This window comes from Paenibacillus rhizovicinus, assembly GCF_010365285.1.
Classification (GTDB): Bacteria; Bacillota; Bacilli; order Paenibacillales; family Paenibacillaceae; genus Paenibacillus_Z; species Paenibacillus_Z rhizovicinus.
Map to the genome: position 1 here is coordinate 5,975,266 of NZ_CP048286.1, position 23,926 is coordinate 5,999,191.

Consider the following 23,926-nt stretch of genomic DNA (forward strand, 5'->3'; position numbering starts at 1 on the left):
GTATATGGGAAAAGGCTTCTCATTGCTTGCCGCACCCATCTTGGTGATTTCCTTGCTGACTGCCTGTTCCGGGAATAATAATGGCGGCGGATCTGCTTCTGACGATAATGAATCGGGCAATGTTTCCACGCCGGCTCCAGCGAAAACCGATGATCCTGCGTCGACTAATACTACGGCTAATACGCCGGCATTGCCGGACAAAACCTTCTCGTTCCTAGATATTTCGCATCCCAGCTGGCCGTACGACCAGAACTGGCTCGTCTGGAAGCTGTTGAAGGAGAAGACGGGCGTCTCCTTCAAAGTCGAAGTCCCTTCCGGCCTAATGGCCGATGCGTTAAGCTTCGCGATCGCTTCGGGCGACTTGCCCGACGTGATGTACACCGAAGACAAGAGCCTTGCGGACAAGTACGGCCAGATGGGCGCGCTCGCTAACATCTTGGACTATACAGACATCATGCCGAATTTCAAGCAATGGATGGAGACCTATCCGAACGATACTCGCAACGCGATCGCCGCCGACGGCAAAATGTACGAGTTCCCGAATCAAGGCATCGGCGAAACGAACCGCATGATCTGGATGTATCGCGAAGACGTGTTCAAGAAGCTGAATTTGTCCCCGCCGCAGAACTGGGATGAATTGTATACGGTGCTGCAGGCGCTCAAGAAGGCCTACCCGGACAGCTATCCGCTCAGCTGGCGGGACGGGCTGGCTTATTTGCTTAATTTCGGGGCTTCGTTCAATACCTCGCGCGATTTCTATTACGATTTCGATACGCAAACCTGGAAATACGCGCCGCTTGACGACAATTACAAGACGATGATTCAGTACTTGAACAAGTTCTATAAAGAAGGGCTTATTCCGCCAGACTTCCTCTCGATCGACACGAAGCAGTGGCAGGATCTCATGTCGACGGACAAAGCGTTCATCACGCTCGATTACATCGGCCGGATCGACTTCTACAACACGCCGCTGCGTCAGGACAATCCGGATTACAACCTGCTGTTCATGCCGCCGCCGGAAGGCGTGCCGGGTTCGCAGAAGAACGCGTTCACGCAGTTCGACCAAGCGGGCATGATGGTGGCTTCCTCGTCCAAGAACGTGAAGGACATCATGAAATATTTCGATTTCCTCTATTCGGAGGAAGGGAAAAACATGCTCAGCTGGGGCGAAGAAGGCAAGACGTACACGGTCAAGGACGGCAAGAACGTCTTCAATCCGGATTACACGACGGTCGCCGATTTGCGGAAGAAGACGGGCTTGTCTACTGACGGCGTATACACCTGGTTCGATTACGACGCTCATTTGTCGCTCTCGTCCAAGGAGCTCGCATCGGCCTACGAAGAGGCAAGGAAGTACGATTCCGTCCAACAGCCGATGCCATCCCTGACGCAAGCGGAGCTGGATGATACGAGCGTGGAGATGACGTCGATCCAGAAGTTCCGCGACGAGAACGTGTCGAAGTTCATTTTGGGCACCCGCAGCTTCGGCGAGTGGGATAAATACGCGGAAGATTTGAAAGCACTCGGCGTCGATCATGTGGCGTCGATCTATAAACAAGCCTACGAGCGTGCGATGCAAGCCGCGCAATAATCGTTTCGGAGATAAGGAGCTTACGATGAGACATAGAGTCGTTATAATTGGAGCGGGCAACATTGCGGTGTCCCACCTGGAGGCGCTGCGCAAGATGACGCGGCTGGAAGCGGTCGCCGTGGCCGACGTGCAGGAGCAGCGGGCGAGTAAGCTGGCGGACGAATACGGCATTCATGCGTACGCCGACTACCGGGCGATGATCGAGCAGGAGAAGCCGGATGTCGCGGTCATCACGCTGCCTCACTTCCTGCACAAGGAGGCCGCCGTTTGGTGCGCGGAAGCGGGATGCCATATCCTGCTGGAGAAGCCGATGGCGCTGAATGCGGCGGAATGCGACGAAATCATCGCCGCGGTGAAAGCATCCCAGGTCCGGCTGCTGGTGGGTCACACCCAGCATTACTTGCCCGAGAACCGGAAGGCGGCTCAGCTCATTCGTCAAGGCGATCTCGGCGAATTGCTGATGATCAACGACACGCGGCATATGCATTATTACCGGGACTCCCGCCCGGATTGGTTTCTGGAGCAAGCGAAAGCAGGCGGAGGCATACTGACGAATCTCGGCTCGCATTCGCTTGACAAAATCCAATGGTTCGGCGGAGCCCCGATCGCTAAAGTGCGCGCATCGGTCAGTTATTTCGGACCGCGCGGGGACGTGGAGGGCAGCGGTCTCGTCTATCTCGAGAACGAGAACGGGCTGCCTGCCACCATCTCGCAATCCGGTTACGCCGTCGTGCCGCGCAACGAAACGGAGCTTGTCTTCACGAAAGGGATGCTGAAGGTGTTGTCGGGACAGAGCCTCTGGATCAGCGAGGGCGAAACCTACGTTCAGGTACCCGTAGAGGATCAGACGGATCCTTTCATCCTGCAATTCGAGGATTTAATCGACCATATCGAGACCGGCAAACCGCTCGCCTGCTCAATGGAATATTCGCGAAGCATCGTTGCGGCTGTCGACGCGATCTATGCATCGCATGCGAACAAGACGGAGTGGACGGTAAGGAGCGATGGCCATGCAATACATCCCGCTGAGTGAGGCCCGGCTCGAAGCGTTATGCCTCTTGTGGAATGAGGTGATCGGAAGCAGCTTCCCGATGACCGAACGATTGATGAGGCAGAACAGCTTGCATGATCCGCAATTATTCCAAGCGGGATCGTGGATCGCCGTGGATGAACGATCGAACGAAGCTGCGGGTTTCATCGTGGCCAAAGCGCCGCAGCACGCCGATGCGGTTGCGCCGCCGGACGAGAAGCGAGGCTGGATCCAGATCCTGCTCGTTGCCGGCGAGCATCGCGGGAGCGGCATCGGTTCGCGGCTGCTGGAGCTGGCGGAAACCGGCTTCCGGAGCGCGGGCATCGAACGCGTATACTTGGGCAATGACCTGCATTACCGTTACTTCCCCGGCATCCCGGAGCGGTTGAACGAGGCCGCCGGCTGGTTCGAACGAAGAGGCTATGAGAAGCGGGAGGCTTCGTATGATCTGTTGATGTCCTACGGGCGCGATCATCGACCAGCGACTCCGGAAGTCGCCGGCGCCGAATTTCGGCTGCTGGCTCCAGGCGAGCAGGCGGAGCTGATTGGCTTCATGCGGCGCTGCTTTCCATATTGGGCCTGGCAGACGGAGGATTATTTTGCGCGGGGCGGAACGGGGCGGGAGTTCGTCGTACTCGCGAGAGACGGAGCGATCATCGGATTTTGCCGCATCAACGATCCGGAATCGCCGATACTCACGCAAAATATTTATTGGTCGGGGCTCTTCGCTGAACCGCTCGGAGGCGCCGGACCGCTCGGCATCGATGAAGCGTACCGGGGCTTCGGTTACGGGCTCGCGATCGTGCAAGCGGGCATTCATGCGCTGCTGGAGCGCGGAGTCCGCCATATCGTCATCGATACGACGCCTTACGTCGACTTCTATGGCAAATTGGGCTATGAAGTATGGCAGAGCTATTGGCGGTACGATAAGCTGCTGGCACGTCCGGCCACGTAAGAAGGCCTTTGCTATGTTAACGCGCAATGTTGATTAACAGCCCCCGTATAACCGCCCCTTTAAAGGGCGGTTATTTTGATTTATACCCAGGTTATGACGGAAGCTGCAAGAGCTGCCGGTCATAGCCTTTTCTTGGTTTCTTAACACAAATCAAATGACTACACGCAAAAAGTCCTAACATGTCTTCTTTATAGTAGTATTCGGATCTTCGGTCCAATCGGCAGTTCCAAACTTGAACCTAAAGAGGTGAGCGCATGAGAAAGCAACAGGTTGTCGGTATCGGAGAATGGCGCTGCTCTAACATTGAATCTGAAACGATAACGACTTTCTCGCTCTCGACCTGCGTCGGGGTGACGGTCTATTGTCCGTATCGTAAAGTTTCCGGCATGCTGCATATTCTGCTGCCGACACCGAGAAAAGAAGAGGAAGCCGAGAAGCAGCCGGGCCGCTTCGCGACTACGGGGATCCCGCTTCTCATTCGTGAAATGACGGAGATTTACGGATGCCGCAAGTCATCGTTGGAAGTCCGGCTATATGGCGGGGCATCGTCAGGGAAACGCCATGAAATTTTCGAGGTCGGCAGCCGGAATCTGGAGCAAGCGCAAGCGGAGCTTCGGAAATTAAACCTGGTCCCGAAGATTGCCGAGGTTGGCGGTTCTATTAGCCGCACGTTAGAAATGAATGTGAAAACAGGCATCGTTCATATGAGAACCCTGCCTCTAAGTTCTTAACCGCGATATTTACAGAAGGAGCGATATCAGTCATGCAAGCTTGGACATCCCGAATAGCTCACCGGTTTAACACACAGAAGTTAGCAACGAAGCTCATCGCTTCAACGCTCGTGATTTCGATTTTGATCGTAGCCGCCATGTCTTTCGCGCTCTTCATTCCGAACTCTGCCTTATTCCGCAAACAAATCGCCGAACAACTGAAGCTTCAAACCGAGAACATTACCGTGAAATTCAATGAAGATATCCAAATGAAAGTCGCCAAGATGGAGTCGCTTGCCAGCATCGGTCAGAAGAACGGTCTTGATATGAACAAGCATCAAGAGCTGATTCGGAATTTCAGCAGCCAAAATCCCGATCTTCTCGGCGCAGCCGTCGTGCTGAACGTCACGGGAAAGGACGGTCTGTCCAACGAGGGTAAACCGATCGACTTGTCCGACCGGGATTATATACAAGCCGTCGCGGATGGAAAGCCCGGCGTCTCCGAGCCCGTTCCCGCAAAGACCGATCCTTCGAAGCTCGTCGTACCGATGGCCTATCCCTTGATGAAAGACGGCAAGGCATACGGCTTCTACGCAACGGGCTACCAGCTGGATCAAGCGACTAAATATGTCAGCGAAGCCAAAATCGGTAAAACCGGCTATGCCGTCCTGCTGGATAGCCGCGGCAAGATGGCCTATCATCCGGACCCGGCGCTATCGATGAAGAAAACGATCTACGATCTGAACATTCCTGAAGTTACGGCCGCATTCGAGTCGGCGAAACAGGGAATCGATACCAGCTACAGCTATACCTTCAACGGCGTCAAGAAAATCGGCTACGCCAGCATGGCAGAAGGCGGCTTCATCGTTCAAATGGCCGTGCCGGAAAAAGAATTGCTCGGCCCCATCTACCAAATGATGACGACGACGATCGTCACGGCGGTGATCGTCATGCTGGCTGCGCTCCTCATGGTTTACTTCTCGGCGAAACGTATGGTGAAACCGATTCTGTACATTACCGATACGGTGAAGCTGCTTGCCAAAGGGGATTTAAGACCGCGATTGCAGGTGAAGACGAAAGACGAGCTGGGGATACTGGCCGACCATATGAATGAAATGCTGCACTCGTTATCCGCGACGATCGAGCAGGTTTCGATCGCTTCGGGGAGCGTAGCGAACGCGGCTTTGCAAATTTCGGCCAGCACGGACGAAGTCGCCAAGGGAAGCGTGGATCAAGCCGACCGTGCACGGACGATGTCGCAACTGTTCGACAGCCTGGAGTCATCGATGGACCAGGTTGCTTCGAACGCGACCCATGCGAAGGGGCTCTCGCAAGAGGCGGTCGATATCGCCAATGAAGGCAATTCGTTCATCAATGTCTCCATCGAGAAGATGGAACAGGCGAATTCCCAAATGGAACTGCTGGAGCGGGACTCCAAGAAAATCGGCGATATTATCGAAGTCATTAACGAAATCGCGGAGCAGACGAATCTGTTGGCACTGAATGCCGCGATCGAAGCGGCGCGCGCCGGGGATCAAGGACGGGGCTTTGCGGTCGTAGCCGACGAGGTGCGCAAGCTTGCCGAACGAAGCGGCGAAGCGACCAAGCAAATCGGCACGATTATTAAAGGCATGCAGGATAATGCGGTGAGAAGCGTACAGGCTGTCGTCGAGGGCGTTTCGCAAATCGCGCATACCCGCCAATCGTTCGATGGCATCTTGATGAAAGTCAACGATACGTACGAGATGGTCGGAGAGATCACGAGATCGAGCGAGGATCAAACGTCGAAGGCCTACGGGATGATGGGCGAGATCGAATCCGTTGCTTCGATCAGCGAGCAAGCGGCGGCAGCTGCCGAACAGACGGCTGCAGCCTCGCAGGAATTATCCGCATTGGCAGAGAAATTGAATGACTCCGTAGAGATGTTCAAATATTAACGGTACCTTCAGGGCGTCTGCGCATTGCAAGATCTTGATAAACTATGGTAAGCTGAGGTCATCTAATGCGAAGGGGGTGAGGTAGGTGAATCACGAATGGGTTAACAACCGTATTAGCCAGCTGCCGATTGCTATGGCTGGCATCATGCATGCATTTTCCGCGAACGGGATCCGTCTGTCCAATTCCGATCATACGTTTCAACCATTCGCGAGAAGACGCCTACCTTAACCACTACGGATCGCTTTACGAAATCCTAAGGGTCGCGGGCTTGTTGCCGCGGCTCTTTTTGTTTATATGTGCGGTTAGGGTTCCAGGGTCTTCATCCAACAGGAGGCTCTTACGATGATTATTGTAAATGTACAAGAGATAAAGAAATACCACGCGGCGAACCTTGTTTTGGACGGGGTGACCTTTCAGCTTCAGGAAGGGGAGAAGATCGGCCTGATCGGCCGCAACGGAAGCGGCAAATCCACGCTGCTGCGGCTGCTGTCGGGCCATGAGCAGGTGGACGAAGGCATGCTTACGGTCAAGAAGGAGCTGCAGGTCGGCTATTTGCCGCAGATCCCCGCCGAGTTCGAGGATTTGACCGTCTATGAAGCGCTGGCCTACGGGTTTCGGGAGCTGCGGGCCGCGAAGCGGGAGATGTCGCTGCTGGAGGAGCGGATGTCCAGTCCCGAAGCCGCCGCTGACCCTGTGATGATGGAAGGGCTGCTTCAGACCTATGCCAAGCTGCAAGAGCGGTTCGAGAGCGGCGGCGGCTACGAGATGGATACGGCGATCGACCAGGCGGCAAGCGGGCTGCGGATCGATCGTTCCCGCGACGAGCGGAGGTTCGGCAGCTTGTCCGGCGGCGAGAAGACGCGGATTGCGCTGGCGTCGCAGCTGGTCGTCCGGCCTGGCTTGCTGCTGCTCGACGAGCCGACGAACCACCTCGACCTTCAGGGGATCGAGTGGCTCGAGGGCTTTATTCAGCGCTACGAGGGCGCCTGCGTGATCGTTTCGCATGACCGGTATTTCCTCGATGCCGTCGGCACCAAAATGATCGAGCTCGAAGACGGAGAAGCCCAGACTTACCTGACCGATTACAGCGGATACGTGAAAGAGAAGGAAGCCCGTCTCCTGCAGCAGTTCGCGCTATACCAGGAACAGCAGAAGGCGATCAAGAAGATGAAAGACACGATCCGCCAGCTGGAAGAATGGGGACGGATTGCCGGCAACGAGAAGTTCTTCAAACGCGCCGCTTCGATCCGCAAAGCGCTGGAGCGGATGGAGAAGGTCAAGCGGCCGGTGCTGGAACAGAAAACGGCGGAGTTCGCGCTGTCCCCGCTTGATCGTTCCGGACGCAAAGTCGTCGTCTTCGAAGGCGTGAAGAAACAGTTCGGCGCGCGTGCGATCTTGAACGGCGCGGACGGAAGCCTTCTGTATGGCGAGAAGGTCGTGCTGCTCGGGGACAACGGCTCGGGCAAAACGACGCTGTTCAAGCTGCTGCTCGGCGAATGCGAAGCGGATGGCGGGAAGATCGAGCTCGGCGCCCGGGTGGATGTCGGTTATTTGGCGCAGCAGGAGCCGATCCGGGATGCGAAGCTGACGGTGCTGGACTATTTCCGCACGGTGGGCGCGCTGGAAGAAGGAGCGGCGCGAAACGCGCTGGCGCATTATTTGTTCTACGGGGCCGACGTGTTCAAGCCCCTGGGGCAGCTCTCGGGGGGCGAATGGACGCGGCTGCGGCTGGCGTTGCTCGTAAGGCGCAAGCCGAATCTGCTCCTGCTTGACGAGCCGACGAACCATCTCGATGCGGCTTCTCGCGAAGCATTGGAAGAGGCGCTGGAGGACTATCCGGGGACGGTGCTCGCGATTTCGCATGACCGCTACTTCATCAATCGCCTGGCGATGCGGGTGTGGGCGCTCGGAGACGGCAAGGTTGCGGCCTACCTCGGCAACTACGACGATTACAAGGCAAAGGCGGGGGAACAACGGTCAGCGTTTGCCGGAGAGCGATTGGATTCGGCATTCGCGGATAAGAAGGCGGAAACGAAACAGATAGAATCGAAGCCGATGCCGGGGACAGGGCAAGGCACGGGTACGAGAGCGGGCGAGCGGGGCATAGATGCGAGATCGAACGCGCGCAGGAGGGATCAGCTGGAGCTGGAGATCGCCGCACTTGAAACGGAGCTTGCCCGCGAGGACGCGGCGCTGCACGGAATCGTTGACTCGGCGTTGCTCGAAGAAGGATGGCTCCGGCGCGAAGCGCTGCAGGCGCGGCTCGACGCGTCGATGGAAGCTTGGATGGAGCTATAGCCGTCATCTATGCTATGCTGGAAGAAACCGATGATAGAAGGAGATGACGAAATGAAAGCAATTGTACTTCATGCGCCTGGCGAGCCGCATACATTCGACTTGCAGGAGCTGCCGATTCCCGAGCCGGGAGCCGGCGAAATCCGAGTGCGCATCATGGCGGCAAGCTTGAATCCCGCAGATTATAAAATGACCAAGAACGGGAATCCCGCGTGGTCCTATCCGTTCGTCCCTGGCTTGGATGGAGCCGGCGTCGTAGATAAGGTCGGCGTAGGCGTCACGGCGTGGGCGATCGGAGATCGCGTCGCCTACCATGGCAATTTCACGAAACCTGGCTCGTTCGCGGAATATGCCATCGCGCAAGCGGCGGCGGCAGCCCGTATTCCGGAAGGTTTGTCGTTCGAAGCAGCGGCAGCATTCCCTTGCGCGGGCTTAACGGCCTATCAAGCGTTGAACCGGAAAATGAACGTTCAAGCCGGTCATTCCATCCTGATTCATGCCGGTGCGGGCGGCGTTGGCGGCTATGCCGTGCAGCTCGCGAAAGCGTGCGGTTTGTCTCCGATTCTAGCGACGGCGTCCGCGGCCAATTTCGATTACGTGAAGTCGCTCGGGGCCGACGCGGTTATCGATTATAATGCCGAGAATGTCCGCGAGCGCGTGCTGGAGCTGACAGACGGGCTTGGCGCCGATTATATATTGAATACGGTCAATCGCCAGACGGCGCAAGCGGACCTGTCGATGCTGTCGTTCGGCGGCCAACTGGCGTGCATCGCGGGCGCACCGGAGACGGTGGCGGATTTTCAACCGTCCCATAGAACGTTCACGGTGCACAAAATGATGCTGTCAGGCGCGTATTTGTCCGGGGATCCAAGAGCGGAGCGCGATTTAGCCCTGATGGCGGATGAATTCATGGCTAGGTTGGCGACGGGGGAAATCGATCCGATGATTAGCAAGCGCATCCCGCTTGCGGAAGTACCGCGGGAGCTGACGCGGTTGTCGGAACGCCATGTCAGAGGGAAAATCGTCGTCGCCATGGAACAGTAGAGGACAGTAGAGGACAGTGGAGGACAGTAGAGGATAGTAGTGGACAGTAGAGAACCGTAGTGATCGGGCTGCTCGGCGTGCCGATCTGCAGGGGCTTTTGCCTTGCGGATCGGTTTTTTGCCGTAATTGGCAACGCCGCGTATAACCTAGCATTAACGAGAGGAGGCGTCCATGATGGGCGGTTTTCTGCTTATGCTGCTGGGGATATTCAATGCCGCATTCCCGTATCCGGCATGGTACATGTCGATCGGCTGGCGAATCAAGGACGCGGAGCCGACCGAAGCGGCGCTCTTTATGAACCGGGCGGTTGGCGTAATTGCAGCCCTTGTCGGACTTATCATTATGTTCTCGAGCTGCTCGGTTGGCGGCGGAAGCAGTTCTGGATATGCGGATGTTTTTCAGAAACGGCTGATCGCCGGCGAAGTGCAAGATATCAAGATGGGCATGTCGGCCGCTGCGCCTTCGGTACTAACCGAGGACGAAGTAGCGCATGCCGTCGATCTGATGGCGCATGCGCCGATGGAAAGCTTCAAGCTCGACGCGATGTATGGGGCGGGTGGAGAAGCAACCATCGTCTATGCCGACGGAACGACGGATGAGTTGTTGTTGTGGGGTCCTTCCGGCGGCATCGAGCTGCACCCGAGGTCGGGAGGAGACAGGGCGTATCGGTTTCAAAGCGATGAGCTGGAGAGTCTGTTCCGCTCGTGGGGGAAACGCGTGGCTTGACGAGTCCAACCGGCGGGACTGGAGACATACATGAACGAATAAGCCGCTTGCGCGACCCCGGGGTCGTTCGCAAGCGGCTTTTTCGTACGATTTGCCGGCAGTTTCGGGAGGAGCAGTCAGCTGCGGGCATGGAAGAGGACGGATCGTATTGCGAATCGGCAGTTGAAGGAAGCATTAACGATTGTGCGGCGAGCATCCGATAAAAACTTCGTAGGACACGATTCGCATGCGAAGGAGGATACTCATGGACATATCGGCAGCTTCCGTTTCCATGTCGCAGAGCAGTCTGATGCAAGCGGTTGGAATCAGCGTACTCAAAATGGCCGCGGATCAGTCGACTCAGCAGGCGCAGCAGCTGACGCAAATGATGGCGCAAAGCGTACAGCCCCATCTGGGCGGCCATTTGGATTTGCGCGCATAATCGCGATTCGGTTCGATTGACGTAACACGCAAGCAGTTCTTCTGCAAGCCGCCGAGCATCGCGCTCGGCGGCTTCTTCGCCTGCATAAGTAAAGGCCGCCCCGGCGCTTGGTGCGCAGAGGCGGCCTTTATTATGGCGTTCTTCCGTTAACCGTCGATTTCGGCAAAACGAATGCAGACAGGCTTGGACACGCGAAGCTCGCTTCCCGTCGGCTGCAGCTTGCCGGTCTCGGCGTCGCGGCTGAACGTCACGATGTTGTTGCCGTCGCGGTTGGCGACAAGCGCGAAGCGTCCGTCCGGCGACAGCGCGAAATTGCGCGGGTGACCGCCCAGCGTTGGCGCATATTCGACCGTTTCGATGCGGCCGCTCGCCGGGTCGACGCGATAGACGACCAAGCTGTCATGCCCGCGGTTGGAGCCGTACAGGAATTTGCCGTCCGGCGACAGGTGAATGTCCGCGCAGCCATTCTCTCCTTCGAACGATTCCGGCAGCGTGGAAATCGTTTGAAGGACTTCGAGCTGCCCTGCCTCCGCATCGTACGCATAAACCGTAACCGTACTGTTCAATTCATTAATGCCATATCCGTAAGGAAGCTCTGGATGGAAGACGAAATGACGGGGGCCCGATCCTGGAGCGATGCTTGTCTCGCTGCGCAGCGTCATGCGCGGCTGCTGCGGCTCCAGCTCCAGCTCATACACGAACAGTTTGTCGAGCCCGAGGTCGGACACGACGGCATAACGGCCCGCGCGATCGGCGATGACCGAATGCGCCCGCGCCTGCGTTTGGGCAGGATGAACGCTGGATCCTTCATGCCGGTGAATGTCGGCTGTCGGACCGATGCGGCCGTCGCTTAGAATCGGCGAGAGGCTGACCATCCCGCCATGATAGCTCGCGGTCATCGCGAATTTACGCGTCCGGTCGAGCGAAATGTGGCATGTCGTCGCAGGAAGCGTCATTTCTTCGTTCAAACGCAGCAGGCTTCCGTTCGCGGGATCGAAACGGTACGCGGCAGCCGCGCCGTATTTGCGCCCTTCGGCGTCTTTGCTCTCCATGATGGTATAGAGCATGCGGTTCTCCCCGTCGGGTACGAGGAATGTCGGATTTTGCAAGCCGTTCGTTTGGCCGATCTGCGTCAAAACGCCCGTATGTTCGTCATAAGCGCAGGCATAAACGCCGGGTCCGTCCGCATCCGCGTAAGAGCCGATAAAGGCTATTGTCGTCGCCATTGTCTGACGCACCTCCATGTGTTGATTTTACTAGTTCTAATCAAGCATTTTACCATCAATCGTTGAAAAAGGCACCTCGCCTCCAGTTGGCAGCGCTCCCGATAGACCCACTTGGCCATAAGGTCGAAGTTTGGGTTAGGCAAAACGTGTGGATAAATCGTTCTTTGCTCCATATGCCGATGCAACCGACCGGCCGCTTGGGATGCGGCCAAAGTCTATGTAGCCGGCAGCAAAGCGCTACGCCCTGCGGAGCGTAAACGCGAACGCAACGCCTTTGCGTTCGTTGCGCGCGTCGTAACGGCTGCCGTGCAGCTCGAGAATCTGACGCACGATCGCAAGGCCGATCCCCGTGCCGCCGCTCTCTCGGCTTCGACCCTTGTCGACGCGATAAAACTGCCCCCAAATGCGAGACAGCTCCTCTTCCGGAATCGGCTCACCATCATTATAAACGGCGATATGCCAGTCATCGCCTTCCGCCGCCGCCGTCAAGGCGATCTTAGCGCCTTCCGGGGTATGCCGGACTGCGTTCGTCAGCAAATTCGTCAGCACTTGGTCGATGCGAAACCGGTCGGCGACAGCCGCCATCCGCTCCTCCTCGTCGAAAGTCAGATTCACGACCACGTCGATGGATTTTGCTGCGCCGAGCGCCGCCGCCCGTTCCGCCGCTTCGTTCAACAGCTCCGGAACATGGAACGATTCCAGCTTAAGCGAGTACTGCCCCGATTCCAAGTGAGACAAATCCAGCATGTCGCCCACGATGGCCGCCATCCGCCGAGCTTCTTCCAAGATGACCTCGGCATACATTTCGCGCTTGGCTCCGCTTCCGATATTGTCCCTTAATCCTTCGGCATAGCCCCCGATCAGACTCAAAGGCGTCTTCAGCTCATGGGAAACGCCGGCAATAAACTGGCGCCTCATCTGTTCCAGCTTCTTCTCTCGCTCGATATCTTTCCGCAGCTTCTCGTTCGCGGTTTCCAGCTCCAACAACGTCCCGTGCCAGTTGTCAGCCAGAAAATCAAGCGTGCGCGCAAGCTCTCCGATCTCGTCATTCCGTTTCCATCCGGCGCGTTCTTGGATGGCCGGATTCGCCAACCTGCCGGCAAGCGCGTTGAGACGGATCAACGGCTTCGTCACCATGCGCGCGTAACCGAAGGCGAGCAGCAGCACGAGGACGAGCGCCCCGCCGAGCACGTAAATGGAGAGGACCTTGAACACGCTGGCTGCGTGGGAGACGGGCTGCAGCGAAGAGACGGCGAACAGCACGACGCCATTGCGCTCGTCGCTGCCGGAGACGCGCGTGACAGCAATCAATTGGTGGACGGCGGCGTCCTGCGCCGATAGGGAATCAGGCAACGATCTGTAAACGATCGTCTTGTCTTCCGCCATGACTTCGCTGAGCGCGGCCCCGTTCTTGACCCATTCCTGCGCAGCGAGCATCATGCCCTCGAGCTCCGATTGCTGAGGGGGATTAGGGACGAGGATCATCTCTGAATCGCTCGGGATCCTTACGTTTCCGTTGCCGCTGCGCAGGATGATCTGCTGTCGCGGCTGGCTTCCTCCCATGAGCACGGTCGTAACGGCGCTATCTCTCACCGTCAGCACGGCAGCTTTGGCAAAATAATCGCTTTCGAATTGCGCGATATATGGCGGCATCCCCGGATGGCCTTCTTGCTGCCGGGTCATGGCGTATTCCCTGCCGATCTGCCGCAACTCGTTCTTAAGATCGCTCTTCTGCCGCTGTTCGTAGAACGAGGAGAAGCCGGCCGCGAGCAGCGTCAGCAAGAGGCCGACGAATAGCATAATGACGACGAAGGTGACAGCGAACAGCCGGAATGCGATGGAATTGCGCATGCGAATGCGGATCATGGCGTCACCTTGAACCGGTAACCGTTGCCGCGCAGCGTTGCGATCCAATCCGCGCGAGTGCCAAGCTTCTGCCGCAGCCGCTTGACGTGCGTATCGACCGTCCGCACATCGCCCTCGTAATCGTAGCCCCACACATGCTGCAAAATCTGATCCCGGCTGAGCACGATGTTACGGTGGCTGGTGAAATAAAGGAGTAAATCAAATTCTTTGGGCGTCATTGCGAGCTGAACGCCATCAAGCGAAACATCCCTTCCGGAGATATCGATATGCATGCCGCTCATATCGACAAGGTTACCCTCCGCCTCGGCTGCTGATCGCCCGGATTTGGTAATCTCCGTCCGCCGCAGCAGCGCTTTTACTTTCGCCGCAAGTACTTTCGGGCTGAATGGCTTGGTCATATAATCGTCGGCGCCGAGATCGTAACCGAGCAGCTTGTCTTCTTCTTCACTCTTGGCGGTCAGAAACAGCACCGGCACATCCGATTGCTTGCGGATTTCCTCGCATACATCATAGCCGTCCAGGCCAGGCATCAGAATATCGAGGATGACGAGATCCGGCGAGCATTCGCGGAATAAGGCGACCGCCTCGTCTCCGTTGCCGGCCTCCCGCCATGCCAGCCCCTCGGCTTCCAAATAATCGGCGATCAACTCCCGCAGTTTCTTCTCGTCCTCGACGATCAGCACCGTTTTATTCACGTTCATCTTCCTTCCGAAATCCATGTCTTCATAAGTTTCATTGTAGCGGGACAATCGGCTTCTTGTCACGCAGCGGACTGTCACACGGTTGTCACATTGACGGGCTATGATGAGTGGCGTTCGCTAACCGAAAGGAGGTTTTTACCATGCCCAGGCTTCGCTCGTGCTTTCGGGAGGCGGTTGCCGTGCTGGCTTTCCTGGGGCCAAGCTTCGCGGGCTTCATGCTGTTCTACGTCATCCCGTTCGGGGCGGCAGCGTATTACTCGCTCGTCGACACGCCGGTGCAAGGCCATTTCGTCGGATTGGACAATTACCGGCAGCTATGGGCAAGCGCATCGTTTCGCAAAGCATTCGGCAATTCGCTCGTCTTCGCAAGCGTCAGCGTTCCGCTCTTATTCGCGGCGTCGCTCGCACTCGGCTTGCTGTTGAACGGAGCGGTGCCGTTGCGACGGACCTTTCGTACGTTGTTTCTTCTGCCGCTCGTCGTACCCGTCGCGTCGATCGCGCTCGTCTGGCAAGCGATGTTTCACTGGGACGGGGCAATCAACGGACTTGCGGCCAGATGGGGAATGCAGCCCGTCGATTGGATGAACAGCCGTTGGTCGTTCGACGTGATGCTAGTCGTATATGTATGGAAGAACATCGGTTACAACCTGGTTCTATTCTTGGCCGGACTCGCCAATATTCCGGCAGAGCTGCGGGAAGCGGCATCGATTGACGGCGCCGGGCGCTGGCGGCAGTTTCGGTCGATCGTCTGGCCGGGCCTGGTGCCCGTATCGTTCTTCGTCGTTGTCATGTCGGTCGTCAGTTCCTTCAAAGTGTTCCGGGAGACGTACCTGGTTGCCGGCGCCTATCCGAATGATGCGATTTATACGCTGCAGCATTTCATGAACAACCAATTTCAAAGTCTGGACTATCCGAAACTGACTTCTGCCGCCGTATTGCTGGCATTCGTCATCGGCACTGTCGTATATGGGCTGTTCCGGGCCGAGCGCCGATTCGGGGAGGTGCAGGGATGAGCGCAGGAACGAATAAGGCTGCTGCGAATAACGCTGCCGTTTCCGTCAAGCTGCTGCTCCTGTTCATGTTCGCCGCATTGGTCCTGTTTCCGATCGCGTTGACCCTGTCCAATGCATTTATGTCAGAGAGGGAAATCACGCATCATTATGGCGTTCTGGACGATAAGGAGACGGGAGAGGATGCCGCGGCGATGCCGACGATTCACGTGACGATTCGCTGGATACCGGAACAGGTAACGCTGAAGCCGTTCGCCAACGTGCTGATTTTCAGCTCGAAGTTTCTGATGCTGTTCTGGAATTCCGTTAAGTTGACGGTTCCCATCCTTCTCGGCCAGACGGCGGTCGGAACGTTGGCGGGCTATGCATTTGCGAAGCTGGTCTTTCCGGGCAGGGACAAGCTGTTCTTCTTCTATTTGTTAACGATGCTCATGCCGTTTCAAGTGACGCTGGTGCCTAATTATCTCGTGGCTGACAAGCTGGGGCTGCTGAATTCATACGGAGCCATCATCTGGCCCGGGGTGTTCGCCGCATTCGGCGTATTCTTAATGCGTCAATTTACGACAGGCATACCAGATGCGTACTTGGAAGCGGCGCGTATCGACGGTGCTGGACATTTCCGCGCTTTTATCCATATCGTGCTGCCCATCGTCAAGCCGGGCATGACCGCGCTGATACTGCTCGTCTTCGCCGACAACTGGAACATGGTCGAGCAGCCGCTGCTCTTCCTGTCCGAGCCGTTCCGTCAACCGTTATCCGTTTATTTGGCCCGGATCGCCGAAGGCGAGCGCGGTGTGGCGTTCGCGTCATCGGCGCTGTACATGGCTCCGATGGTACTGCTGTTTCTATACGGCGAAGATCAGCTGGTCGCCGGCATTCAGCGTTCCGGGGTCAAAGGCTAGATTAGCTGCAACATCGACATTCGCAGCGGAGAGGAGGAAGAACGAGATGGAACGGCGCAAAAGAATGCTTCGCTGGGCAATCGGCCTTTTTGTCCTAGCCTTGCTGCTGTTGACCTATTTGTCCACGACAATTCAAACGATGGCACTCCCGAAAGTAGCGGTGGAGGAGCCGTCGATGGGCAGTCTGGACCTGAGCATCACCGAGGAGGCTTACTTGGAGCCCGCGTATTCAGCGCCGCTGACGCCGCTCGGCAATTGGAAAGTAACCGATGTCCATGTGAAGAAAGGAGAGCGCGTCAAGAAAGGCGATCCGCTTCTTACTTTCGATCCGGCCGAAACAGAACGGACGCTGGAGGACGACAAGACCCGTTACAAGCAGCAGCAGATCAAGTTGTCACAGCTGCTCATCGGCCTGAAGCCGCTGCTCCGTGAAGGTGCCGACTCGGATACGATCGGGAAACAGAAGAAGGACATCGAAGCGCAACAGCTGGAAATGGAAATCGCCAGCCGGCAAATCAATGATCTGGAGAAGCAAATTCACGATGGACGGGTGCTTCGCGCGCCGTTCGATGGCGTGGTTACGACACTATCCGCCGAAGCAGGCATCACGGTGTCCCCTGGTCAGCAGGTGTGCGTATTAGCCAGCGATACTTCGGGTTACCAGGTGGAGATTCCGGCATCGGGCGATGCTGCATCCGCCTTGCAAATTGGCCGTGAAGCCGAAGTGGTCATCGACGGCGAAGGATTCGATCCGCTGACGGGGAAGATCTCGGGTATCGAGAGCGCGTCGGAGCAGGGGGCAGCTTCGGGGGATGAGGCCGGCTCGGATGCCAAGACGATTACGATCGACATCGTCGGTACCGGATTGTCGCCCGGTTTGAAGGCAACGGTCTATATCGAGCAAGAGAGCGGCAAGCCAGGTTTCAAAATACCGGTAACCGCGTTGAAAGCCGACGACAGCGGGGCATACGTGTTTACGGTGACCGTTAAGGAAGGCCCGCTCGGCTCGTCTTATTTTGTGAAGAAGACGTATGTGGAGACGGGGGATGCAAGCGACGATACCGTCGTCATCCAAAGTGGGCTCATGCCCGAAGAACGGATCGTTACGGATACGAGCGAGCCGCTCAGTGACGGCGACCGTGTCCGATTAGAATAAGTAGACTATGGGAGGCATGATTAGAATGGAAAACAAATCGGTTCGATGGCAGTCGGCGGCAGCTTCCGCGCTGCTGCTCGGTTCCCTGTTGACTGCCTGCAGCTCGGGCGACAACAATACGAATACAGCTACGGATACGGCGAATACGGCCAATCCATCGGATACGTCGAATTCTGCGCAGCAAGACGCGGACGCCAAGCAAACCGTCACGGTATCGGTATTCACCGAAGACCGCTTCCTGGAGGATGCGGTATCCCGGTTCGAGCAGTCTCACCCGAATATCGACATCGAAGTTCAAGAGACAGTACCAACGGATACGAGCGGGAAACAAATGATACGAAGAGCCGGTCCGGGCGACGACGGCCCGCCTGCAGGCGACGTCGATAAATACGTCAACGCCGTCGGTGCCGCGCTGATGTCCGGGAAAGGCTCGGATCTGATCTCGGTCGGCTACCTTCCTGTGGACCGCTACTTGGATAAAGGGATGTTTGCGGATTGGAGCGAGCTGGCGGGCAAGGACAAGAGCTTTAACAGCGCGGATTACTACGAAAAGGTTCTGAAGGGCATGACGGGGAGCACGGGCTGGTACGCGATTCCGGTGGGGTATACGCTCGAAGTATTAATGGGGAATAAGTCCGCCATTCAAGATGCAGGCGGCGTTGACGATAAAACGTGGAACTGGGAGCAATTCATCGCGCTCTGCGAGAAAATCTCGAAGCAGGCCAGCGCGAACGGCGAGAGTCCGCTCGTATTGGGAGGGCAGAAGCCAGAAGACTTGATGGGCTTTTTGACGGAGACCGTCTACGGCAAGCTTGTCTCGAAGGATGGCAATCAATCGTCGTTCGACGAAGAAGCATTCCGCGTCTATTTGGAGCAGGTGAAGAAGCTGTACGACAGCGGGGCCGTATCGGCCGATGATCTCGGGAGAATGCAGCAGGTCTTCTCGAAGATGAGCATGTCGCAGCCGATGGAGCTGGCCTCGCTGCCGTCCGCGCAGGAGAACGGCGAAGCTGTCGTTCTGAATCCGCCGGGAACCGGGGAAGACGAAGGGCTTCCGTTTACCTCCGACCTCGCCTTCGCCTTGAATGCCCGTTCCAAAGTAAAGCCCGCTGCATGGGAGTTCGTAAAATTCCTGCTTTCCAAGGAGATTCAGGCTGCGCCGTCCATGATGGCGTTCCCTGTGAATCAGGCTGCGGCAAAGGAGAAATTGGAGCAATTCGTCGAGATGCAGAAGAGCGGCAAAGTGAAAATGATGATCAAGGACAAGAACGGCCCCGAGCGTTCGCTGACGATTACGCCGGAACAGATTGACTCCGTGCTGCAGCTCCTTCCAACTGTAGGCAAATATCAGCGCAAGGACGATAAGGTAATCGGCATGATCAAGGAAGAAGCTGCCGCTTACTTCGCTGGCAGCAAGTCGTCGGAAGCGGTCGCCAAGGCTGCGGCTAACCGGATCGATACTTATTTGAACGAATAGCCAAGCATGCCGCTTGATGAATCGGCCTTTAATCCAGTAAACAACAGCAGCTCCCTGAATCGAACGCCGATCAGGGAGCTGCTCCGTTTCCAGCGCTGTTGAGATCAAGTTTCCGTCATGACACCGCCGTTGACGTGCAGCACTTGGCCCGTCACGAACGACGAATCGTCGGAAGCCAAGTAGACATAGGTAGGAGCCAGCTCGAACGGCTGGCCCGCCCGCTTCATGGGCGTTTCCAGCCCGAACGTTTTCACGTACTCGGCCGAATAGCTGGATACGATGAGCGGGGTCCAGGTCGGACCGGGCGCCACGGCGTTCACGCGAATGCCGCAGTCAACCAATTGCAGCGACAAGGAGCGGGTGAAGGAAACGATGGCGCCTTTCGTGGATGAATAGTCGACGAGCAGCGGGGCTCCCGCGTAGGCGGTAACGGAAGCGGTGCTAATAATCGTGCTCCCCGGCTTCAGATGGGGCAGTGCGGCTTTCGTCAGATAGAAATGAGGGAAAATGTTCGTGCGGTACGTATCCTCCAGCTGTTCATCGGTAATGTCCAGGATGCTCTTCTGCGGGAATTGAACGCCTTGATTCAGCACCAGCGTATCGAGCTTGCCGTAGAAATCCACCGTTCGCTGGACGATTTCGGCGGAAAATGCCGGCTGCCGCAGGTCGCCCTCGATCAAGAGGCATCGGCGTCCATACTTCTCGACCATGTGCTTGGTCGCAGTCGCATCCTCGCGCTCGTACAGGTAGACGATGGCGACATCCGCGCCTTCTTTGGCGAATGCGATCGAGACGGCGCGGCCGATTCCGCTGTCGCCGCCTGTTATGACCGCGATTTTGCCGGATAGTTTGCCGCTTCCCTTATAGGCCGGATTATCCGAGATCGGTACGGGAACCATGAGATATTCCAGGCCGGGCTGCCTGTCTTGATGCTGCGGCGGAAAGGTGACCGGCACCTGTTTGCACTTCGTTTCTTGACTGTAGTACGGATATCCAGGAATCATGTTCGAGCCTCCAGTTTCATGAACTGATTCAAGATATTCACCTAGGGGCGGGAAGTGTTATTCGCCTGGAGGGGAGAAGACCTTTGCGGCTTAAATTATTTCTTTAAAAATCTCCAAAATATGTATGGATAGTAAAAAAACCTTGTGATACCATTATTTTGAAATGGGGCCTGGTTCCATGGGCTTAGGTTCCGGGTACTTATTACTATAAATCGGGAGGGTATTACATTGAGAAAAGGATTTAAAAAAAGCGCAGCTTCATTATTATTGGCTGCGGCAGTCATCGTCTCCGTACCGGCCGTCGTATCGGCTAACAGTGCGGACGTAACGGTGAAAGTGAACGGCGCGGCATTGTCCGCGACAGCCGTACATTACAACGGGGGCAAAATTTACGTCGACCTCAAGAGCTTTAGCACAGCGACGGGCATTTCCTACACCTACGATAGTAAAACACAAAAGGCGACTGTGAACGGCAAAGACATCAAAGTCGTCGTTACCGGCGGCGTTCCGGCCGCGTACATCAAGGATCTGGTTAGCGTTTCCGGCGCAAACAGCCTGACATGGGACGGCAAGACGCATACGGCCCAAGTGAATTTCGCTTCCAAGCTTCTCGTGTACGGCGATACGGTATCGTCCAACGCGGGCTGCGTACTGCAAAACCGCTTTACCGTAGGCGATGCGATCGTATTCCGGATGAAAGCGATCAATCCGATTACGGGGCAAATTGCCGCGGACGCGAAGCTCCAATTGCATCTGTCCACGGGCGATGTGCTGGACATGACGCTTGGCACGCATCCGCCAGGCGCACCGAATGCGGAACAGTTCTGGACCGCGAAGTACACGGTTACCGACAAAACGCCTAAAGGCACGTTGAATTATTATGTCACGGCGTCGACGGCTACGATGAAAGGCCAATACCAGCCATTCAACGTTATGCCTTCGTTGGTAACGATCGTAGCGCCTGAAAGCAATGCGCCTGCTGCTACAGAACCGGCAGACAGCGCTCCGGCCTCGGAAGCAGCTCCGGCAAAATAAATCCAATCCGTCATAGGGGAAAGAGGCATCCACATTGAAGCCGAAACATATTTTCTTGCGCAAACCAGCCATTTTGCTTAGCTTATGCATCCTGTTTATATCTTCCTTCATGCTGACGGCTGCCTCCGCCGAAGAGAAGGTTTCGGCTCCAAAGCCGCCATCCATCAACTTCGTGGAGAGTCAGGGCACCATAGGCGCGACCATTCATTTTACGGTCGAAGGTTTGAAACCCGGCGCTCCCGCGAAGCTGCTCTGGGAAACGTATAAAGGCAGTTACAAGATCGAAGGCGTCTACACGTTCATCGGTCCTGAGTATAAACGCGAGATTCCTGTACTGGCGACCGGCACGGCCGATCAATCCGGGAACTGGATCGGAAGCTTCGCGGTTCCGAAAGGCTTCGGCGGCGACCACACCGTGTACGTGAGGCAGAATAACCAAGTCGTCGCGCAGAACAGCTTGTTCATTGCGCCAACGTTCCATCTCTCTCCCGAATCCGGCCCGGTCGGAACGGAAATTACCGTTCAAGCCGAAGGCATCAGCTATGCGACGATGGAGAGCAACTGGCAGTTGACGTATGACAACAAGATGACCGGGCTGCTATCGGCCGTGTCGACGAACGGCACAGCAACAGCCAAGCTTCGCGCCGCAGGCCCGGCCGGAACGCATACCATTACGATCTTCCATGGCTACCTGGGCATGCCGTATATGAACTACACGGAAGCGCCGACGGCGTATCTGCCCGTTCCGAGCTTTACGTTTAAAGTTACGGACGAAGCGCCGTTGAAGCAGAACGAAGTGGAGGCACAGCCGAAAGCGGCGGGAGGCGGCGTGGTTTTGCCGGCCCTTAAGCATAAGACTGGTGTAACTGCATCGCTCAGCCGTACATCGGGCCAAGTCGGGGAACTCGTTACGCTGAAGGCGAGCGGCATGCCTGCAAGCAAGAAGGTCGATCTGGTCTGGCATACGATGGAAGGAAGCCGCGTATCCGGCAACGGCTTCGCCGAGAAGATCAAACCGCTCGGAACGGCTCAAACGGACAAGAACGGCAGCTTGAGCTACGACTTCCCGGTTCCCGATGACCTCGGCGGCGTACCGCATCTGATCGAGATCAAAGTCGGCGGCGAAACCTACGCGGAAGCGCAATTGGCAATCACGCCTTCGATTGTCAAGATGACGCCGTCTTCGGGTCCTGCGGGCACGGAAATCACGATTCAGATCAAAGGCGTCGGCTGGACGGAATATGACAATGCGTACTATCTGGACTACGATAACGCCTATATGGGTTATATGTGCGGCTTCAATAGCCAAGGAACAGTCACGTTTACCGTCATCGCTTCCGGGCAGCCAGGCTACCATATCATCGATTTGTATCCAGGTCTCTATCGGGGCAAGCAAGCGAATCCGGACGTATACGTAGCCCCTCAGCTTACGTACGGAGCAGACCATCCGGGCTCGGCGATTCCGGCGATCCGCATGGGTTTCGAGATTACGGAGTAATGGAGCAGCAAGCTGCCTTGCAGGCTTGTTGAAGGGTTGAACAACAGAGAGCGTGTATAGCTGAAATAGGCATACGCGCTCTTTTTTTTGTATTTAGAAACGTGCGGGAGAGAGGTTCAGGGCCTGGAACGAACCTTTTGATGAAATGAGGCCTGGATAACTTTGGTTTCGGTGTTATTGTATGGATAAGGGGGGATGGAACAGTGAAAATAGGTAACCAAGTTCAAGAAGATGAAGTCATTGCAGAGTTCTTATTCGCAGAATGCGATTCGCAAAGATATAAGGCTGGCATATTGCATGCGCTTGGCGACCACGATATCACTTTGCTGCATAAACCTAATTTAAATGATCAGGCCGAGAACCGTAAGAGACGAAATCTGCTGGGCCAGACAAGAGGGTTCGGTCGCAATACAGATTTGTTCGAGAATTTTCCTGCAGAAGTTAAGTGGTACAAAGCGGTCTTCGAGAAGCAGGATCTAGACGAGGTCATGTACATCGATTATAGCTATTGGAACGAACTTTCAGGCGGTACTAGACTTCCTCTGGCGGCGGCGGAGAATATCATGAACGGCATGGAAGTCTTCGGGGTGAGCAATCAGGGATTTATAGATATCAACTTTGCGCACAAGAATGGTAAAATATTTCCAAGACTCATACTTGTATCGATGAACGAGAATTCGCGAGTTGTCGTATTGGAAGGTCATGCGAGGTTGACGGCTTATTATTTAGATCGCGAATATATACCCGATGAACTAGAAGTTATTATCGGGTTCTCTGAAGAATTTAGCGGGTGGGGCTTATATTAAGAGCAAGATGACTTTAAGGAAGTGAAAAATTTGGCTGTAGCATTAGAGAAAGTTACTGAAGGCGGATTGAATACGTTGAAGAATCTCTTCGAGCTTGCTGCGTATGATCTATCTGAATGGAGCGGAGCGAACATCGGCGAGGGAGGACAATATCTACAAGATCTAGATTGTAAAAGCTGGTATGAAAACCCGGATTATAGATTGTTTTTCATTAGGGTTGAAGGGCTATTGGCAGGGTGTATTGTAATTAGATATTTAAATGACGAGAACATGTATTATTTAAATCATTTTTTTGTTTTACGGAAATTCAGAGGGAAGCGTATTGGCAAGGAAGCAGCGACGATGGCGTTCAACCTGTATGAAGGAAAATGGAGAGTCAGTGAATTCGATTGGAATGTACCTGCACAGCTCTTCTGGAGAAAAGTTATCCAAGGCTACACGAATGATAGCTTCATAGAATCAAGAAGAAAAGATAATAAGGGACCTGCACAAGAATTTACAAATCAAAAGCTATAAGCAAGAGCGGAGCGCAATT

At 55.8% G+C, this 23,926-nt stretch carries 21 protein-coding genes; 17 read left to right on the forward strand and 4 right to left on the reverse strand.

What is annotated here, in order from left to right; all coding sequences use genetic code 11:
• Window positions 1–4: 4 nt before the first annotated feature.
• From GZH47_RS26555 to GZH47_RS26595, 9 genes are all read left to right on the forward strand, one after another.
• Window positions 5–1,591 (forward strand): extracellular solute-binding protein, encoded by a 1,587-nt coding sequence (locus tag GZH47_RS26555; RefSeq protein ID WP_162643997.1) that lies wholly within the window; start codon window positions 5–7, stop codon window positions 1,589–1,591.
• Between the two features lie 25 nt (window positions 1,592–1,616).
• Window positions 1,617–2,624 carry a Gfo/Idh/MocA family protein gene (locus GZH47_RS26560; RefSeq protein WP_162643998.1) on the forward strand — a complete coding sequence of 336 codons (1,008 nt, stop codon included), beginning with the start codon at window positions 1,617–1,619 and terminating at the stop codon, window positions 2,622–2,624.
• Window positions 2,602–3,576: a GNAT family N-acetyltransferase gene (locus GZH47_RS26565; protein ID WP_162643999.1), complete on the forward strand. Its 975-nt coding sequence runs from the start codon at window positions 2,602–2,604 to the stop codon at window positions 3,574–3,576. Before GZH47_RS26560 ends, GZH47_RS26565 begins: the two co-directional genes overlap by 23 nt.
• A 254-nt stretch (window positions 3,577–3,830) precedes the next feature.
• Complete coding sequence (locus tag GZH47_RS26570; RefSeq protein WP_162644000.1) at window positions 3,831–4,307, forward strand: chemotaxis protein CheD; 477 nt, start codon at window positions 3,831–3,833, stop codon at window positions 4,305–4,307.
• A gap of 32 nt (window positions 4,308–4,339) precedes the next feature.
• Window positions 4,340–6,223 carry a methyl-accepting chemotaxis protein gene (locus GZH47_RS26575; protein WP_162644001.1) on the forward strand — a complete coding sequence of 628 codons (1,884 nt, stop codon included), beginning with the start codon at window positions 4,340–4,342 and terminating at the stop codon, window positions 6,221–6,223.
• A gap of 343 nt (window positions 6,224–6,566) precedes the next feature.
• Window positions 6,567–8,522 carry a ribosomal protection-like ABC-F family protein gene (gene abc-f / locus GZH47_RS26580; protein ID WP_162644002.1) on the forward strand — a complete coding sequence of 652 codons (1,956 nt, stop codon included), beginning with the start codon at window positions 6,567–6,569 and terminating at the stop codon, window positions 8,520–8,522.
• A 51-nt stretch (window positions 8,523–8,573) separates the two neighbouring features.
• A complete protein-coding gene (locus GZH47_RS26585) occupies window positions 8,574–9,563 on the forward strand; it encodes a zinc-binding dehydrogenase (protein ID WP_162644003.1) in 990 nt (329 codons plus the stop codon).
• A 171-nt stretch (window positions 9,564–9,734) separates the two neighbouring features.
• On the forward strand, window positions 9,735–10,289 hold the full coding sequence (locus GZH47_RS26590) for a DUF6199 family natural product biosynthesis protein (protein WP_162644004.1): 555 nt from the start codon (window positions 9,735–9,737) through the stop codon (window positions 10,287–10,289).
• 244 nt (window positions 10,290–10,533) lie between these two features.
• Window positions 10,534–10,710 carry a YjfB family protein gene (locus tag GZH47_RS26595; RefSeq protein ID WP_162644005.1) on the forward strand — a complete coding sequence of 59 codons (177 nt, stop codon included), beginning with the start codon at window positions 10,534–10,536 and terminating at the stop codon, window positions 10,708–10,710.
• A gap of 146 nt (window positions 10,711–10,856) precedes the next feature.
• On the opposite strand, the gene GZH47_RS26600 is transcribed toward GZH47_RS26595, so the two are convergent.
• The 3 genes from GZH47_RS26600 to GZH47_RS26610 form a co-directional block, all read right to left on the reverse strand.
• A complete protein-coding gene (locus GZH47_RS26600) occupies window positions 10,857–11,936 on the reverse strand; it encodes a lactonase family protein (protein ID WP_162644006.1) in 1,080 nt (359 codons plus the stop codon).
• Window positions 11,937–12,173: 237 nt separating this feature from the next.
• Window positions 12,174–13,802 (reverse strand): sensor histidine kinase, encoded by a 1,629-nt coding sequence (locus GZH47_RS26605; RefSeq protein WP_162644007.1) that lies wholly within the window; start codon window positions 13,800–13,802, stop codon window positions 12,174–12,176.
• Entirely contained in the window at window positions 13,799–14,497 is a 699-nt protein-coding gene (locus tag GZH47_RS26610) for a response regulator transcription factor (protein ID WP_162644008.1), read from the reverse strand. The genes GZH47_RS26605 and GZH47_RS26610 overlap by 4 nt, the downstream gene beginning before the upstream one ends.
• 146 nt (window positions 14,498–14,643) lie before the next feature.
• Here GZH47_RS26610 and GZH47_RS26615 point away from each other — a divergent pair, with 146 nt between their 5' ends.
• Genes GZH47_RS26615 through GZH47_RS26630 form a run of 4 tightly spaced genes read left to right on the forward strand, consistent with a single transcriptional unit; the run spans window position 14,644 to window position 19,048 of the window.
• The gene (locus tag GZH47_RS26615; protein ID WP_162644009.1) at window positions 14,644–15,516 is read left to right on the forward strand and encodes a carbohydrate ABC transporter permease; all 873 of its coding nucleotides are present in this window, start codon (window positions 14,644–14,646) and stop codon (window positions 15,514–15,516) included.
• On the forward strand, window positions 15,513–16,415 hold the full coding sequence (locus GZH47_RS26620; RefSeq protein WP_162644010.1) for a carbohydrate ABC transporter permease: 903 nt from the start codon (window positions 15,513–15,515) through the stop codon (window positions 16,413–16,415). Before GZH47_RS26615 ends, GZH47_RS26620 begins: the two co-directional genes overlap by 4 nt.
• A gap of 46 nt (window positions 16,416–16,461) precedes the next feature.
• Window positions 16,462–17,571, forward strand: a complete 1,110-nt coding sequence (locus GZH47_RS26625; RefSeq protein ID WP_162644011.1) for an efflux RND transporter periplasmic adaptor subunit — start codon at window positions 16,462–16,464, stop codon at window positions 17,569–17,571.
• 25 nt (window positions 17,572–17,596) lie between these two features.
• On the forward strand, window positions 17,597–19,048 hold the full coding sequence (locus tag GZH47_RS26630) for an ABC transporter substrate-binding protein (protein ID WP_162644012.1): 1,452 nt from the start codon (window positions 17,597–17,599) through the stop codon (window positions 19,046–19,048).
• Between the two features lie 104 nt (window positions 19,049–19,152).
• Here the strand turns inward: GZH47_RS26630 and GZH47_RS26635 are convergent, their stop codons facing one another.
• Window positions 19,153–20,052 carry an SDR family oxidoreductase gene (locus GZH47_RS26635; RefSeq protein ID WP_162644013.1) on the reverse strand — a complete coding sequence of 300 codons (900 nt, stop codon included), beginning with the start codon at window positions 20,050–20,052 and terminating at the stop codon, window positions 19,153–19,155.
• A 228-nt stretch (window positions 20,053–20,280) separates the two neighbouring features.
• Here GZH47_RS26635 and GZH47_RS26640 point away from each other — a divergent pair, with 228 nt between their 5' ends.
• The 4 genes from GZH47_RS26640 to GZH47_RS26655 all read left to right on the forward strand — a co-directional run bounded on the left by GZH47_RS26640 (window position 20,281) and on the right by GZH47_RS26655 (window position 23,907).
• Window positions 20,281–21,087, forward strand: a complete 807-nt coding sequence (locus GZH47_RS26640) for a hypothetical protein (protein ID WP_162644014.1) — start codon at window positions 20,281–20,283, stop codon at window positions 21,085–21,087.
• Window positions 21,088–21,121: 34 nt separating this feature from the next.
• The gene (locus GZH47_RS26645) at window positions 21,122–22,585 is read left to right on the forward strand and encodes a hypothetical protein (protein ID WP_162644015.1); all 1,464 of its coding nucleotides are present in this window, start codon (window positions 21,122–21,124) and stop codon (window positions 22,583–22,585) included.
• A 203-nt stretch (window positions 22,586–22,788) separates the two neighbouring features.
• Complete coding sequence (locus GZH47_RS26650; RefSeq protein ID WP_162644016.1) at window positions 22,789–23,391, forward strand: hypothetical protein; 603 nt, start codon at window positions 22,789–22,791, stop codon at window positions 23,389–23,391.
• A 30-nt stretch (window positions 23,392–23,421) separates the two neighbouring features.
• Window positions 23,422–23,907, forward strand: coding sequence for a GNAT family N-acetyltransferase (locus tag GZH47_RS26655; RefSeq protein ID WP_162644017.1), 486 nt, complete (start codon window positions 23,422–23,424; stop codon window positions 23,905–23,907).
• Window positions 23,908–23,926: the final 19 nt, after the last annotated feature.

What these genes read in the sequence shown, in the direction of transcription:
- GZH47_RS26555 (WP_162643997.1), top strand. Translation starts at nt 5, where the DNA reads ATGGGAAAAGGCTTCTCATTGCTTGCCGCACCCATCTTGGTGATTTCC.
- GZH47_RS26560 (WP_162643998.1), top strand. Translation starts at nt 1,617, where the DNA reads ATGAGACATAGAGTCGTTATAATTGGAGCGGGCAACATTGCGGTGTCC.
- GZH47_RS26565 (WP_162643999.1), top strand. Translation starts at nt 2,602, where the DNA reads ATGCAATACATCCCGCTGAGTGAGGCCCGGCTCGAAGCGTTATGCCTC.
- GZH47_RS26570 (WP_162644000.1), top strand. Translation starts at nt 3,831, where the DNA reads ATGAGAAAGCAACAGGTTGTCGGTATCGGAGAATGGCGCTGCTCTAAC.
- GZH47_RS26575 (WP_162644001.1), top strand. Translation starts at nt 4,340, where the DNA reads ATGCAAGCTTGGACATCCCGAATAGCTCACCGGTTTAACACACAGAAG.
- abc-f (WP_162644002.1), top strand. Translation starts at nt 6,567, where the DNA reads ATGATTATTGTAAATGTACAAGAGATAAAGAAATACCACGCGGCGAAC.
- GZH47_RS26585 (WP_162644003.1), top strand. Translation starts at nt 8,574, where the DNA reads ATGAAAGCAATTGTACTTCATGCGCCTGGCGAGCCGCATACATTCGAC.
- GZH47_RS26590 (WP_162644004.1), top strand. Translation starts at nt 9,735, where the DNA reads ATGATGGGCGGTTTTCTGCTTATGCTGCTGGGGATATTCAATGCCGCA.
- GZH47_RS26595 (WP_162644005.1), top strand. Translation starts at nt 10,534, where the DNA reads ATGGACATATCGGCAGCTTCCGTTTCCATGTCGCAGAGCAGTCTGATG.
- GZH47_RS26600 (WP_162644006.1), bottom strand. Translation starts at nt 11,936, where the DNA reads ATGGCGACGACAATAGCCTTTATCGGCTCTTACGCGGATGCGGACGGA.
- GZH47_RS26605 (WP_162644007.1), bottom strand. Translation starts at nt 13,802, where the DNA reads ATGATCCGCATTCGCATGCGCAATTCCATCGCATTCCGGCTGTTCGCT.
- GZH47_RS26615 (WP_162644009.1), top strand. Translation starts at nt 14,644, where the DNA reads ATGCCCAGGCTTCGCTCGTGCTTTCGGGAGGCGGTTGCCGTGCTGGCT.
- GZH47_RS26620 (WP_162644010.1), top strand. Translation starts at nt 15,513, where the DNA reads ATGAGCGCAGGAACGAATAAGGCTGCTGCGAATAACGCTGCCGTTTCC.
- GZH47_RS26625 (WP_162644011.1), top strand. Translation starts at nt 16,462, where the DNA reads ATGGAACGGCGCAAAAGAATGCTTCGCTGGGCAATCGGCCTTTTTGTC.
- GZH47_RS26630 (WP_162644012.1), top strand. Translation starts at nt 17,597, where the DNA reads ATGGAAAACAAATCGGTTCGATGGCAGTCGGCGGCAGCTTCCGCGCTG.
- GZH47_RS26635 (WP_162644013.1), bottom strand. Translation starts at nt 20,052, where the DNA reads ATGATTCCTGGATATCCGTACTACAGTCAAGAAACGAAGTGCAAACAG.